General features: G+C 69.8%; 14 protein-coding genes, 1 tRNA gene and 1 other RNA gene. 5 read left to right on the top strand and 11 right to left on the bottom strand.

What is annotated here, in order from left to right; all coding sequences use genetic code 11:
- Window positions 1-59 precede the first annotated feature (59 nt).
- Window positions 60-132 (bottom strand) — tRNA-Lys (locus tag NH287_RS01635).
- 115 nt (window positions 133-247) lie between these two features.
- Between NH287_RS01635 and NH287_RS01630 the strand changes: the two genes are divergently transcribed.
- Window positions 248-1,072, top strand: a complete 825-nt coding sequence (locus NH287_RS01630) for an inositol monophosphatase family protein (protein WP_253034221.1) — start codon at window positions 248-250, stop codon at window positions 1,070-1,072.
- Complete coding sequence (locus tag NH287_RS01625) at window positions 1,069-1,641, top strand: hypothetical protein (RefSeq protein WP_253034220.1); 573 nt, start codon at window positions 1,069-1,071, stop codon at window positions 1,639-1,641. The genes NH287_RS01630 and NH287_RS01625 overlap by 4 nt, the downstream gene beginning before the upstream one ends.
- Before the next feature lie 60 nt (window positions 1,642-1,701).
- Here the strand turns inward: NH287_RS01625 and ssrA are convergent.
- Window positions 1,702-2,074: a transfer-messenger RNA gene (gene ssrA / locus NH287_RS01620) on the bottom strand.
- 101 nt (window positions 2,075-2,175) lie between these two features.
- Complete coding sequence (locus NH287_RS01615; protein WP_253034219.1) at window positions 2,176-2,586, bottom strand: NUDIX domain-containing protein; 411 nt, start codon at window positions 2,584-2,586, stop codon at window positions 2,176-2,178.
- A 47-nt stretch (window positions 2,587-2,633) separates the two neighbouring features.
- On the opposite strand from NH287_RS01615, the gene NH287_RS01610 reads away from it, so the two are divergent.
- Both NH287_RS01610 and NH287_RS01605 read left to right on the top strand, forming a co-directional pair.
- On the top strand, window positions 2,634-4,103 hold the full coding sequence (locus tag NH287_RS01610; RefSeq protein WP_253034218.1) for an SDR family oxidoreductase: 1,470 nt from the start codon (window positions 2,634-2,636) through the stop codon (window positions 4,101-4,103).
- Window positions 4,100-4,318: a hypothetical protein gene (locus NH287_RS01605; protein ID WP_253034217.1), complete on the top strand. Its 219-nt coding sequence runs from the start codon at window positions 4,100-4,102 to the stop codon at window positions 4,316-4,318. The genes NH287_RS01610 and NH287_RS01605 overlap by 4 nt, the downstream gene beginning before the upstream one ends.
- A gap of 3 nt (window positions 4,319-4,321) precedes the next feature.
- Here the strand turns inward: NH287_RS01605 and smpB are convergent, their stop codons facing one another.
- The 8 genes from smpB to prfB form a co-directional block, all read right to left on the bottom strand.
- Window positions 4,322-4,798, bottom strand: a complete 477-nt coding sequence (gene smpB / locus NH287_RS01600; protein WP_064001887.1) for an SsrA-binding protein SmpB — start codon at window positions 4,796-4,798, stop codon at window positions 4,322-4,324.
- Window positions 4,799-4,863: 65 nt separating this feature from the next.
- On the bottom strand, window positions 4,864-5,778 hold the full coding sequence (gene ftsX / locus NH287_RS01595; protein ID WP_217530131.1) for a permease-like cell division protein FtsX: 915 nt from the start codon (window positions 5,776-5,778) through the stop codon (window positions 4,864-4,866).
- Entirely contained in the window at window positions 5,775-6,839 is a 1,065-nt protein-coding gene (gene ftsE, locus NH287_RS01590) for a cell division ATP-binding protein FtsE (protein ID WP_253034216.1), read from the bottom strand. The genes ftsX and ftsE overlap by 4 nt, the downstream gene beginning before the upstream one ends.
- Window positions 6,840-6,896: 57 nt before the next feature.
- Window positions 6,897-7,655, bottom strand: a complete 759-nt coding sequence (locus NH287_RS01585) for an anti-sigma factor (RefSeq protein WP_253034215.1) — start codon at window positions 7,653-7,655, stop codon at window positions 6,897-6,899.
- The gene (locus tag NH287_RS01580; RefSeq protein WP_374209353.1) at window positions 7,642-8,220 is read right to left on the bottom strand and encodes an RNA polymerase sigma factor; all 579 of its coding nucleotides are present in this window, start codon (window positions 8,218-8,220) and stop codon (window positions 7,642-7,644) included. Before NH287_RS01580 ends, NH287_RS01585 begins: the two co-directional genes overlap by 14 nt.
- 2 nt (window positions 8,221-8,222) lie before the next feature.
- On the bottom strand, window positions 8,223-8,867 hold the full coding sequence (locus NH287_RS01575; RefSeq protein WP_253034213.1) for a class F sortase: 645 nt from the start codon (window positions 8,865-8,867) through the stop codon (window positions 8,223-8,225).
- A 9-nt stretch (window positions 8,868-8,876) separates the two neighbouring features.
- Window positions 8,877-9,698: a DUF4397 domain-containing protein gene (locus tag NH287_RS01570; RefSeq protein ID WP_253034212.1), complete on the bottom strand. Its 822-nt coding sequence runs from the start codon at window positions 9,696-9,698 to the stop codon at window positions 8,877-8,879.
- A 117-nt stretch (window positions 9,699-9,815) separates the two neighbouring features.
- Window positions 9,816-10,925, bottom strand: coding sequence for a peptide chain release factor 2 (prfB, locus tag NH287_RS01565; RefSeq protein ID WP_253034211.1), 1,110 nt, complete (start codon window positions 10,923-10,925; stop codon window positions 9,816-9,818).
- Window positions 10,926-10,951: 26 nt separating this feature from the next.
- On the opposite strand from prfB, the gene NH287_RS01560 reads away from it, so the two are divergent.
- On the top strand, window positions 10,952-12,232 hold the full coding sequence (locus NH287_RS01560) for an MFS transporter (RefSeq protein WP_253034210.1): 1,281 nt from the start codon (window positions 10,952-10,954) through the stop codon (window positions 12,230-12,232).
- Window positions 12,233-12,241: the final 9 nt, after the last annotated feature.

Here is a 12,241-nt window from a genome sequence, read left to right as displayed (position 1 = left end):
ATCCGACACTGCAGAAGCAGAAGGCCCCGATCACTGGCGAGAGTGACCGGGGCCGTCCGTGCACCCCCTGGGACTCGAACCCAGAACCCACTGATTAAGAGTCAGTTGCTCTGCCGATTGAGCTAGAGGTGCGTGATTCGAAGAACTCGAACCGAGGGTCAACACTAGCATCACGATCGGCTGCTCCGCCAATCGAGACGCCCTCGGCGCCCACGAGGGCATCAGGCGCACCACGTATCCTGGAGCCGTGACGCCTCTGCCCTCCGCGACGGACTGGACCGCCCCCTTCGACGGCGACGTGACGGACGACCTCGCGCTCGCCCTGCGCCTCGCGGATGCCGCGGACCGCGTCGCGATGGAGCGTTTCGACGCGCCGGACCTCGACGTCCGCACGAAGGCCGACGCGACGCACGTCACCGAGGCGGATCTGGCCACGGAGCGCGCCATCCGCGACCTGCTCGCGGCGGAGCGACCCGCCGACGGTGTCTTCGGCGAGGAGTTCGGCACGAGCGGCCACGGATCGCGGCAGTGGATCATCGACCCGATCGACGGCACGGCGAACTACCTGAAGGGCATCCCGATGTGGGCAACCCTGATCTCGCTCGTCGTAGACGGCGTGCCGCGGGTCGGCGTGGTCAGCCAGCCGGCCATTTCGCGTCGCTGGTGGGGCGCCACGGGCGCCGGTGCGTGGACCCGCACCGCCGACGGCGCGACCCGCCGCATCCGCACCTCCGACGTCGCGTCGCTCTCCGACGCGAGCATCAGCTTCCAGAGCATCGCGCAGTGGGATGCCGAGGGTCGCGCGGACGACCTCCTGCGCCTCTCGCGCGCCGTGTGGCGCGACCGCGGCTACGGCGACGCCTGGCCCTACATGCTGCTCGCCGAGGGCCGTCTAGAGTTCGTCGCCGAGTTCGGGGTCCGCGAGTACGACATCGCCGCGCACGTGCCGATCATCCTCGAGGCCGGCGGCCGCTTCACCGACATCCACGGGGCCGAACGGCTCGATGCACTGTCGTCGCTGGCGACCAACGGCATCCTCCACGACGAGTTCCTCGGGATGCTCGGCGCGTGAGGTCCGCGCGACACGGGACGCGCCTCGCCGCCGCGGTGGCGGCGAGCGGCCTCACGGTGCTCCTCGCCACGGCGTGCAGTCCCACGCCGGGACAGGTCGCAGGGACGGCGGCGGCTCCCGCCCCGGGCGCCTCCGCACCCGCGGCATCCGCCCCACCGACCATCGATCCGGCAGACGTGACGTGCGAGAACATGCTCTCGCCCGAGACCGTGGACGCGTTCACGGCGACGGGGTGGACGGTCCGCGAGGATCCGTTCGTGATCCTGGACCTCGAGCTCCCCGAGGGCACGGCGTGCACCTGGGGCGACTTCAGCTCCCCCACCAACGACGACCTCGTCCTCTTCGGGTGGTCCCCGATCTCCCAGGCCGATGCCGACGCGACCGAGGCGGCGCTCGAGGCGGAGGGATGGCTGCGCGAGGACGACGACGCCGGCGTGATCATCACCGAGGACCCGGATGCGGCGCTCCGCGTGGACGAGCAGGGGTACGGCGTCACCTACCTCTTCGGCGACGGCTGGGTGAAGGTCTCGGACACCCGGCAGGGCCTGGATCTCATCGAGCTCGGCTGACGCACGACGAAGCCCCCGGCATCCGTACGGACACCGGGGGCTTCACTCCGTGACAACGGTTCGTGGAGATGGGGGGAATCGAACCCCCGTCCATCGCTGAGAGACGGCGTCTTCTCCGGGCGCAGTCTGTAAAAGGCGTTCTGCTCGGCTCCGACCTTCAGTACAGACACATAAGTCGACGAGCCCAGCCTGAAGAAAGTCCCGCGTGACGCTCAGGCGACGTCACGCAGCGAGATCCCTTAGATGACGCCAGGGACCGCGAGGGGATCACTCACGGACTGACGGACTCGGGCTCGCTGCTTACGCAGCGAGGGCGAAGTCGGACTGCTTCTTTTCGGCAGTTATTGGTTCGCAGAGATCGTTAACGAGATAACCCTGCATCCTCGGCCCGCTTCCCGCAGAGTCACAGGCGATGTCGAAACCGATCATCCCCGGGACGCCTGACGGCGTGTGGACCGTTGTCACACTGTGGAGTTGTCCTGTCTCGGATGCCGGAGCGTCCGAGCATCCCAGACTACCACCCGGACGGCCGGCTCAGTCCAAGAGGAAGTAGTCGCGCGCGAGCGGCGCGACCTCCAGCGCCTGCGCCTCCGCCTCGCCGACCCATCGGAGTTCGGCGATCTCCGCCGCGGCGCGCGGCTCCTGGCGACCGAGCGGAACGTCGAACACGTCTGCGACCACCGTGTGCCCGGCCTCATTCGCTGCCGCCGCCCGGAAGACACCCCGGGATCGGAGGTCGTCGACGGCGACGTCGACGCCGAGTTCCTCGCGCAGCTCCCGGACGAGCGTCTCGGCCGGGCCCTCCCCCGTCTCGGGCTTGCCGCCGGGCTGCATGAAGGCCGTCGTGCCCGTCTTGCGGACCAGCAGGAGCCGTCCGGAGGCGTCGCGGATGACGGCGGCCGAGACCCGGATCGAGCGGTCGGAGGCGTCGTCTGAGGCGGTCACGCCTGAACGCTAACAGGCTCGGCATCCGACTCGACGTAGAATCTCGTGTGCTTCCCGACACTCTCTCGTCCGACACGGCGATCGATCCCGCTGATCTCGCCACCACTCTCCGGGTGCTCGCGGCCCTCCCCTCCCTCCCCCGGACGCACCCCGACTTCATTGCCGTCCGGCAAGCGAGCGCAGCGATGTTCAAGGCGGCGAAGAAGGAACGGCGCCGCGAGATCCGTGAGGCCGTCGCGACCGCCGACCGCGAGGTCGTCCACGCGACGGCGACGGGAGCGCCGGACCGCATCGACGACGAGACGCGCGGCATCCCCATCGCCACCCGCACCGCCGCCCCCATCGCGGGCGTCCTCAAGAAGGCGCGCGGCTGCTACATCTGCAAGCAGCCGTACACGATCGTCGACGCCTTCTATCACCAGCTCTGCCCCGACTGCGCGGCCCTCAGCCACGAGAAGCGGGATGCCCGAACCGACCTCACCGGCCGACGGGCGCTCCTCACGGGTGGGCGCGCGAAGATCGGCATGTACATCGCGCTGCGCCTGCTGCGCGACGGCGCCCACACCACGATCACGACGCGGTTTCCGCGGGATGCCGTGCGTCGGTTCCGCGCGCTGCCGGACTCGGCCGAGTGGATCGACCGGTTGAAGATCGTCGGCATCGATCTGCGCGACCCGGCGCAGGTGATCGCCCTCGCCGACGACGTCGCCGCTGCGGGCCCGCTCGACGTGCTCATCAACAACGCGACGCAAACGGTGCGCCGCTCCCCCGGCGCCTACCAACCGCTCGTCGACGCCGAACTCGCACCGCTCCCCGACGGCCCGCTGCCCGAACTCGTCACCTTCGGGCACACCAACGACCGGCACCCCGAGGCCCTCGAGCGGTCGGTGAGCGCGCACCCGATCCTCGCCGCGGCGGCCGATCGCGCCGACGTGCTCACGCGCGAGGCGATGGCCGCCGGGTCGACGTCGCTCGACCGTCTCGCCGCGGGGACGGCGATCGACGCCGGCGGTCTGATCCCCGACCTCGACCACACGAACTCCTGGGTGCAGCGCGTCGAGGAGGTGGATCCGCTCGAGATGCTCGAGGTCCAGCTCGCGAACACGACGGCACCGTTCCTCCTCGTGTCCAAGCTCCGGCCCTCGCTCGCCGCGAGCCCCGCCCGGCGGACCTACATCGTCAACGTCAGCGCGATGGAGGGTGTCTTCGAACGCGGGTACAAGGGCCCCGGGCATCCGCACACGAACATGGCGAAAGCCGCGGTCAACATGCTGACCCGGACGAGCGCCCGCGAGATGTTCGAGAGCGACGGCATCCTCATGACGAGCGTCGACACCGGATGGATCACGGACGAGCGGCCGCACCCCACGAAGGTGCGCCTCGCGGAGGAGGGGTTCCACGCCCCGCTGGACCTCGTCGACGGCGCCGCTCGCGTCTACGACCCCATCGTGCGTGGCGAAGCCGGCGAGGACGTCTTCGGCGTCTTCCTCAAGGATTACGCGCCGGGCCGCTGGTGATCCCGTTCCCCGCTCCCGGGACCCGCGTGGTGGTGCGCTATCTACTGCCCGACGGGCGGGCGACGGACGCCCTCGGCGAGCTCGTGTCGGTCGAACCCGACGTGATCGTCGTCGACGGTAAGCGCGGGCTCGAACGCATCGGCCGCACGGCGGTCATCGCCGCGAAGGCGGTTCCGCCGCCCCCGGAACCGCGGCCACGGCGGCCACCGGCCTGAGGGTCACTCCCCCAGACGGTTGCGGCTGCGCATGGCCCGCTCGGCCTCGCGCTTGTCTTCGCGTTCGCGGATCGTCTGACGCTTCTCGTACTCGCGCTTACCCTTCGCGACGGCGATCTCGACCTTCGCCCGCCCGTCCGAGAAGTACAGCTTGAGCGGGATGAGCGTGTAGCCGCCGGCGGCGACCGCGTGGGAGAGCTTGACGATCTCGTCCTTGTGCAGGAGCAGCTTGCGCGTGCGCTTGGCGGCGTGGTTCGTCCAGTGACCCTGTGAGTACTCCGGGATGTGCACGGCGTCGAGCCAGGCCTGGCCGCCGTCGATGAACGCGTAGCCGTCGCTCAGGTTCGCGCGCCCCTGGCGCAGCGACTTCACCTCGGTGCCGGTCAGCACGAGACCGGCCTCGTAGGTCTTCTCGATGGCGTACTCGTGGCGCGCGCGACGGTTGGTCGCGATGACCTGTTCCCCGCGTTCCCTGGGCATGATGACTCCTCGACGCGGCCGCGCTCCGCGCGCGACCGGCCTGCCAGTCTAACGGAGGCGTACGCTCAGGTGCGCAGCCATCGGCGGATGGCGAAGCTGGCCGACAGCGCCGCCAGCACGAGACCGAGAACCACGATCAGCGGGATGACCAGCAGCGCATCCCGTCCGTCGATCCACGTCGTCACGAAGTCGATCTCGTCGACGAGGAACCCGTGCACGCCGTACTGCACGCCGAGCCAGACGGCGACGCTGGCGAGTGCCGAGCCGATGAAGGCGGCGAAGACGCCCTCGAGGACGAACGGCGTCTGGATGAACCGGTTGGATGCGCCGACGAGACGCATGATGCCGAGTTCCTTGCGCCGCGCGTAGGCCGAGAGCCGGATGGTGGTGGCGATGAGGAGCACGGCCGCCACGAGCATGAGCCCGGCGATCCCCACCGCGAAGTAGGTCGCGATCGTGAGCGCCGAGAACAGCGGCTGCAGATACTCCATCTGGTCGGTCACCCCCTCGACGCCCTGCGTTCCCGAGAACGCCTCGTCGATGACATCCGTCTGCGTGGGATCCACGAGGTTGACCCAGTACGTCTCGTTCAACTGGGCCGGGGTGATGAAGTCCTTGTAGTCCTCGCCCATGAGGTCGAGGACGTTCTGGTAGGCCTCCTCGCGTGTCTCGAACCGGACGCTGCGGACGATTCCCTCGAGAGCCGGGCTCTCGAGCTTCTCCTTGACCGCGGCGAGCTGTTCGTCCGTCGCCTCGCCGTCGCTGCAGGTGGTCTCCGTCGACCCGTCGCGGCACATGAAGATCGCGACCTGGGCGCGCTCGGCCCAGTACCCCTGCATCTTGGCGATCTGCATCTGCATGAGCAGGGCGGCGCCCACGAACGTGAGCGACACGAAGGTGACGAGGATGACGGAGATCACCATCGACGCGTTGCGACGAAGACCCGTGAGGGCCTCGCCGAGGACCAGACGAACTCTCATGCGGTGGGCCCCACTTCGTCGTCGTCGCGGTGCCCGAGACCCAGACGGTCCGCTGCCCCGAGCCCGTCGATGTCGCCGAGGTCGATGTCGGCGGGGGCGATCGGGATGCCTCTGGTGCCCGTGTCCGGCTCGGACGCCGCTGCCCGGGCCGCGGCATCCGTCTGCACCTCGGTCACCGGGGGCGGGTCCTGCACGACGGGGATGGCGGGCAGCACCGTCTCGGGCTGCGGGGCCGGAGGCTCGATCGGGTCCGGGAGGGGCTCGACCGCCCCCGTGTCGCCGGTCGCGATCTGCTTCTGCAGTTCGAGGACGGCCGTGAGCGCCGCCGTGGCCGCCGCGCCCTTGACCGTCTCGGGCGTGAGGACGGGCAGGCCCGATGTGTCGCCGTAGCCGCCGTGGCGCTCGTCACGCACGACCACGCCACCGCGCAGCTCGATGACGCGGCGCTGCATCTGGTCGACGAAGCCCGCCTCGTGGGTCGCCATCACGACGGTCGTACCGCCGGCGTTGATGCGGGCCAGCAACTGCATGATGTCGATGGAAGTTCCCGGGTCGAGGTTTCCGGTCGGCTCGTCGGCGAGCAGGATCTGCGGCCGGTTGACGATGGCGCGCGCGATCGCGACACGCTGCTGCTCACCGCCTGAGAGCTCGTGCGGCAGGCGCTTCTCCTTGCCCGCCAGGCCCACCAGGGCGAGGGCTTCGGGGACGGACTGCTGGATGAACGCGCGACTCGACCCGATGACCTGCAGCGAGAACGCGACGTTCTGGAAGACGGTCTTGTTCGGCAGCAGACGGAAGTCCTGGAAGACCGACCCGATGTGACGACGGAAGTAGGGGACCTTGCGCGTGCTCAGACCGCGCACATCGCGTCCGAGGACGACGACGCGACCGTCGGAGGCGGTGTCCTCGCGGAGGATGAGGCGCAGGCACGACGACTTCCCCGAGCCCGACGCGCCGACGAGGAACACGAACTCCCCGCGCTGGACGTCGAACTCGACGTCGCTGAGGGCGGGTTTGCTGGTGCCGCGGTACTTCTTGGAGACCTTTTCGAAGCGGATCATGGCCAGACGAGCCTAAGCGGCGGGGCCGCCGCATCCGTCAGCGACACTCCCGCGCGCTCAGGGGGCTGACAGGGTTCCCCGGACGATCGAGTCGCCCGAGTGACCCGGATCCCCGTCGACGTCCTCCTGCGAGATGTCGACCACGGTGAACCGCGACAGGTCGACGTCGTCGGGGATGTCGAAGGAGCCCGAGCTGCCGTCGAGCACGCCGAGGCTGATTAGGTCGCTGGCGTCCGACGTGAGCAGCCACACCTCGCGGTAGCCGTCGTCGGGGACGGATGCCGTCAGGTCGACCACGACGCGGTCGTGACCGTCGACGCGCTCGAGCATCGCCTCGCCCTGGGCGCCCGCCCAGGTCGGGAAGCCGTCGAGCCGGGCCTCGGAGATGATCTTGGGACGCGGGGCGATGCCCCCGGCCATCCAGACGCCTGCCACGATCGCCACGACGGCGACGGCCGCTCCCGCCATCACGAAGAACACCGGGCGACGACTGACCCGCCGGCGACGTGCCACGTGCCGGGCCCCGGTCGACGGCGCCTCGGAGGGACGGGATGCCGACTCGTCGGGCGTCGACTCCGGTGCGGTCGACGGCTCCGACGGCAGAGCGAGTTCGCTGCGGATGGACTCCCAGACGCGGTCGGGGGGCGTCAGGAGTTCCTCGCCGGTGCGGGTCGCCCGGCCTGCGGCGACCGCGCGCGCGAACGAGGCGACTTCGGCCGTGCAGTCCGCGCAGGAATCGAGGTGATGCTGCTCGTCGGCGGAAGGCTGCTCCCCCATCGCCAGGAGGGCGGCGACCTCGGGGTCAAGATGTGACATGGTGCGCCTCCAATCGGGTTCGCAGGCGGGTGAGACTTCGTCGGATGTGGCTTTTGACGGTGCCGAGCGGCATCCCCAGTCTGTCGGAGATCTGCTGGTGGGTCAGATCCTCGTAGAACGCCAGCGCCAGGACGGCACGGGCGTCGGGCTCGAGCTGGGCGACCTCGTCGGCCACGAGCATCGCGTCGGAGACGTCGTGTTCGGCGACCTCGTCGGGGACGACCGCCTTCAACGCCTCCTCGAGACGTGCCGCGCGGGCACGGGCCTCGTGGGCGTCGGCGATGCGGCGACGCGCGATCGTGATGAGCCACGCGCCGAGAGGCGCCCCGTCCGGGCGGTACGACGACCGGGAGGTCCACGCCGAGACGAACGTGCGCTGTGTGACGTCCTCCGCCTCGGTCGTGTCGCCGAGCGAGCGGACGGCGAGGGTGTACACGATGCGCGACCACCGGTCGTACATCGCCTTCACCGCGGTCTCGTCACCCGCCGCGAAACGCTCAGCGAGGTGAGTGTCGTCGTCGACGGCCTGCTCCTTCCGTGCGGCGAGCCGAGGCGGGGCCGTGATGGTCACGACTGCGCCTTCGCAATGAGCACCACGTTATCGCTGTAGGTGCGGGTCTGTTGATCGAAATCACCGCCGCAGGTGATGACGGCGAGGGTCCGCGGACCCTCGCGGGTGAACAGGTCGTCAACGGGGAGCTCCGCGCGGGGGATGTACGTGACCGACTCGGTGACGTAGGTGGTGACCGTGCCGTCGGCATCCGTCACCGTCACCTCGTCGCCCTCCTTCGCTTCACGCAGTCTGGCGAGCGGTCCCACACCGTACTCCCGGTCGTCCACGTGGGCGGCGATCACGGTCGTGCCTTCGGCGTCGGCGGGGGCCTTGCCGAAGCGGTACCACCCCGCGATCGACGGACGTTCCGGGATCTCCATCTCGCCGGTGTCCTGCACCCCGACCGCCTCCACCGGCATGTCGACGTCCAACGACGAGATGGCGAGCCGCTCCGGTGCCGGAGCGCGCAAGACGGCCTGCGGAGTGGCGGGAGCGACCGGGACGGAGACCTGCGGCGTGGGAGCCGCCGGTCGAGGGGAGACCGTCCCGGTCGCGCCCGAACCGGTGTCGGAGGGGGGTGATCCCGTCTCCGACACCGGTGCACAGGCCGCCAGCATCAGGGCCGTCAGCGTGACGGCGATGACCGACAGGCGGCGCATGTCAGGACCTCAGCGGCGCGCAGCCGAGGTACGGGCGACGAGCACACCACCGGCGACGAGACCGGCGATGAGGGCGGCACCACCGGCGATGAGCCAGCCGTTCGGGCCGTTCTCGGCGACGAGGCCCGCCGAACCGGTGTTGACACCGTCGGGGCCGGAGTGCAGACCGTCGATGGTCTGCGTGGCCAGTGCGAGGTTGCCGTCCTCGGCCGAGCCCCAGGCGTAGGCGATCGTCAGGACGCCCTCCTGGACCTCGACGTCGGCCGGGCCGATGACCGGGTCGGTCGTGCCCTCGAGCGCGACGGCCGCGCTCACTGTGCCGGCGGGCAGGTCGAGCGACTCCTCGTTGGGGTTGCTGAGGCCGGTGATGACCGCTTCGCCGCCGGCGAGCACGTCGACCGCGGGAGCGGCGGCCACGTGGCGCACCGTCAGACGACCCTCACCGGCAGCGGTCTCGGAGGTGTCGTTCGTGAACAGGTTCGCAGTGGGGGTGCCCTCGGCGTCGAGGTGCGCGACCGCGGTGTAGTTCATGCCGGCCTCGAGGGTGAGGTCGATGGGGCCGAGGACCGGATCGGAGTCGTCGGTGGCGTCCGCGGCGGTCAGCGCGACCGAGTAGGTTCCGCCGGGAAGCTCGAGCGGACCGCCGAGGTCACCCGGCTGGAAGTCGTCGATCGTCAGGTCGCCGTTGACGTACACGTCGACGGGGGTGTCCGGGATCGCGTGGAGCACCGCGAGGTCGGCCGTGTTCGACGTGGCAGCGGATGCGGGGGCGAATGCAGCGAATGCCACGGCGGCACCGAGGGCGACGCCCGCAGAGAGTGTCTTGCGCATGGGAACTCCTCCTGATTCGGCGCGAGGTGTTCGCGCTTTCACAGAGGTATTCCCGCGGTCCACCGACTGTGGATGCAGGTGGATGAGAAAATCTCGAAGAGATTCCTCCGCGTCGACTCAGTCGTCGTCCTTGCGCTTGCGCCAGCGGATGCCGGCCGCGATGAAGCCGTCGAGGTCGCCGTCGAACACGACCGCGGGGTTGCCCACCTCGTGTCCCGTGCGCAGGTCCTTCACGAGTTGCTGACCGTAGAGGAAGTACGAGCGCATCTGGTCGCCCCAGCTCGCGGTGATGGTGCCGGCGAGCTCCTTCTTCTTCGCCGCCTCCTCCTCCTTCTGCAGCAGCATGAGTCGGGTCTGCAGGACGCGCATCGCGGCCGCGCGGTTCTGGATCTGGCTCTTCTCGTTCTGCATCGAGACGACGATGCCCGTCGGGATGTGGGTCAGTCGCACGGCCGAGTCGGTCGTGTTGACCGACTGTCCGCCGGGCCCCGACGAGCGGAACACGTCGACGCGGATGTCGCCCTCGGGGATGTCGACCTCCTGGGCCTCCTCCATAACGGGGATCACCTCGACGGCGGCGAAGCTCGTCTGGCGCTTGTCGGCCGAGCCGAAGGGGCTGATCCGCGCGAGGCGGTGGGTGCCCGCCTCGACCGAGAGCGTGCCATACGCGTACGGCGCATCCACTTCGAAGGTGGCGGACTTGATCCCGGCGCCCTCAGCGTAGGACGTGTCCATCACCTTGACGGGGTACTTGTGGCGTTCGGCCCAGCGCAGGTACATGCGCATGAGCATCTCGGCGAAGTCGGTGGCATCGTCGCCGCCGGCGCCGGAGCGGATCGTGACGACCGCCCCGCGGTCGTCGTACTCGCCGTCGAGGAGCGTCTGCACCTCGAGCTGGCTGATGACCTTCTCGAGGTCGGCGATCTCCCGGCGGGCCTCCTCGGCGGAGTCCTCGTCGTCCATCTCCTGCGCGAGCTCGACGAGCACCTCGAGGTCGTCGAGCCGCTGCTCCACCTCGGTGACGCGCTTGAGCTCGGACTGGCGGTGGCTGAGGGCGCTGGTGACCTTCTGTGCTTTCTCGACGTCGTCCCAGAGGTCGGGGGCGCCCGCCTCTTCGGACAGACGGGCGATCTCGGCGGAGAGAGCGTCGACGTCGACGACCGCCTTGATCTCACCGAAGGTGGAACGGAGGGCCTGGATGTCCGCAGACGGATCGAATTCAAGCATGACACTCCAGAGTAACGTGGATGGGGATGACCGACCGCCCCGACTCCCCCGCTGCTCGAGATGTGCTCTGGCGATTCGGCCCCATGGTCTATGCACCGACCGTCCTGTTCGCCATCGGCGAGGGTGCGGTCCTCCCCCTCATCCCGAGTCTCGCCGGCTCTCTCGGCGCCGACGTCGCCCTCTCGGCGCTGATCGCGTCGATGCTCGTCGTGGGCCAGCTCATCGGGAACCTCCCCGCCGGCTGGGCCGTCGCGCGCGTCGGCGAACGGGCCACGATGATCGCCGCGGGAGCCCTCGCCCTCGGGGTCTCCCTGACGGCAGCGCTCCTGCCGTCGCTGCCCGTGTTCGCCGGCGCCGTCTTCCTCATCGGGTTCTGCGCCGCGGCGTTCGGTTTGGCGCGGCACTCCTTCATGACGACGCGTGTGCCGGTGCTGTTCCGCGCCCGCGCCCTCTCGCTGCTCGGCGGCACGTTCCGGCTCGGCATGTTCACCGGCCCGTTCATCGCCGCCGCGCTCATCGGATTGTTCGGCGACGAGCGGGCGACCATCTGGTTCTTCGCCGTCTGCCTCGCGGCCCTCATCGTCCTGGTCACCTTCGGTCCCGATCCGGAGAAGCAGTTCGTCGCGCAGCCCGTGCACAGCCACGATGCCGAGGACTCGGGCGAGCCGGTGACGGGATCGATCCCGGTGGCCGAGCGCATCGGCGTGTTCCGGACGATGTGGCGGCACCGGCGGGTGCTTTCGCGCGTGGGACTCGCAGCGGCGTGCCTGTCGGCCGTGCGGTCGGCCCGTCAGGTGGTGCTGCCGCTGTGGGGCGTGTCGATCGGCCTCGACGCGCAGACGATCGCCCTCGTCGTCGGCATCTCCGGGGCGCTCGACTTCGCCCTCTTCTATGCGAGCGGCCAGGTCATGGACCGCTTCGGACGCCTCTGGGCCGCGCTGCCGGCGATGATCCTGATGGGCAGCGGCTTCCTCGCCCTCTCCGTGACCCACGACGGAGCGTCCGCCGAGATGTGGTTCGCGATGTTCGCCGCCGTCCTCGGCGTCGGGAACGGGCTGTCCAGCGGCATCCTCCTCACCATCGGTGCGGACCTCGCTCCCAAGGACGATCCCGCTCCCTTCCTCGGGTCCTGGCGGACGCTGACGGATGCCGGTGGTGCCACGACCCCGCTGATCGTGACCGGCATCACCGCGATCTCGTCCCTGTCGTTCGCCGCCGGGGCGGTCGGTCTGATCGGCGTGCTGGGTGCCGTCGCCTTCGTGCGCTGGTTGCCCCGTTTCCTGCCGCACGTGGACCGCCGCCCCTGACCAGCGACA

Source organism: Microbacterium sp. CnD16-F (assembly GCF_024124465.1).
Classification (GTDB): Bacteria; Actinomycetota; Actinomycetes; order Actinomycetales; family Microbacteriaceae; genus Microbacterium; species Microbacterium gawkjiense.
The sequence above is the reverse complement of the archived record's forward strand: the minus strand, read 5'-3'. Positions and strand labels throughout refer to the sequence as shown.